The sequence below is a fragment of the Aeromonas sp. QDB30 genome, from assembly GCF_027707645.1.
GTDB lineage: Bacteria > Pseudomonadota > Gammaproteobacteria > Enterobacterales > Aeromonadaceae > Aeromonas > Aeromonas caviae.
In genome coordinates, this window is the sequence record NZ_JAPCIY010000192.1 from 1 (window position 1) to 748 (window position 748).

Annotated in this window: 1 pseudogene; it reads left to right on the top strand. The window is 53.9% G+C overall.

Annotated features, from left to right (window positions below):
- Positions 1-101: 101 nt before the first annotated feature.
- Positions 102-748 (top strand): annotated as a pseudogene (locus tag PG896_RS21070) (IS1595 family transposase); the annotation flags it as partial.

Below are 748 nucleotides of genomic sequence, written 5' to 3' on the forward strand. Positions count from 1 at the left end.
CAAAAGAGAGTAATAGATCAGAACGGCCGATCGCCGTCAAGCACTGAAAATAGCAAAATTAGGTGCGGAATGACGGCGGAATCACTGTTCAACTTCACCGGAATACGCAGGAGCTAAAGCGCCAGTTGGGCGTCAAATATGACACCGCCTGGATGCTCAAGCACAAGCTGCTGCAAGCCATGAAAGAGTCCGATGACAAGCAGCCCATCAGCGGCATCATTCAGCTCGATGATGTCTACTGGGGTGGCGAGCGCCGTGGTGGCAAACGGGGTCGGGGCGCGGCAGGCAAGACGCCGTTTGTGGCAGCAGTGGCCCTGAACAAGGAAGGACATCCAATCAAGATGCGGATGACGGTGGTCGATGGTTTCAAAACCAAGTCCGTTGCTGATTGGGCAAAACGGCATATTGCCAGTGGTAGCGCGGTGATATCCGATGGATTGGCCTGTTTCAAAGCGGTCAAGGAGGCCAATTGTGAGCACCTGGGTGTTGTCACCGGGGGCAACCTGGACTGGCTGGATCATCCGGCATTCAACTGGGTAAACACGATGATAGGAAATGTGAAAAACTCGCTGCGGGGCAGTTGCCATACGCTCGGAGCGAAGCATTTACCAAGGCATCTTGCGGAATACTGCTTCCGGTTTAATCATCGTTTTGACCTCAAGAGCATGTTGGTAGAATTGGGGCATGCAGTCGTGGCAAGCCCTCCGATGCCATATCGGCTCTTGAAGCTGGCTGAGGGTCATGGGTA